Origin of the sequence: Bartonella vinsonii subsp. berkhoffii ATCC 51672 (assembly GCF_902825225.1) — a bacterium.
Classification (GTDB): Bacteria; Pseudomonadota; Alphaproteobacteria; order Rhizobiales; family Rhizobiaceae; genus Bartonella; species Bartonella berkhoffii.
This window is the reverse complement of record NZ_CADEAK010000267.1, coordinates 1-404: the sequence shown is the minus strand read 5'-3', so window position 1 is coordinate 404 and position 404 is coordinate 1. Positions and strand designations below refer to the sequence as shown.

Sequence of the window (404 nt, the reverse complement as noted above, 5' to 3'; positions counted from 1 at the left end):
AATTCCTCTAAAATCTGGCCTTATTGTACCGCTTACAGGAATTATTCTGGTCTATTTCCTTCGCTCCTTAACCCACGCTATTGCTGATCATGCAATGCTTCTCCCCTCCCTTCCCTCTTCTTTATTTGGCACTTTTGCAATGATTCTTGAGGGAAAATATGAAATTTTATTGTTCTCTCTTCCTCTTTGCATCCTTGCTTATTTGACTGCTGATCGTTTTACTGTAGCTGGTCTGTTAGAAGATTTAACCAACAATCTTGGACTAAATTATCGTTCTGGTATGTTCTTAGGTCTTTTTATTGTTGCGTCCATTACCTCCGTTGTTCTCTGTACATTTGGTCGAATTCCTTTCGTTCGACTGATTATTCCCAATCTTGGTTCAGATTTCATGGTTGACAATATGC

Annotated in this window: 1 protein-coding gene; it reads left to right on the top strand. The window is 38.9% G+C overall.

The annotated features are described in order from the left end of the window. A partial coding sequence (locus J7R10_RS09210; RefSeq protein ID WP_208436522.1) for an iron chelate uptake ABC transporter family permease subunit occupies positions 1 to 404 on the top strand: 404 nt, incomplete at both ends.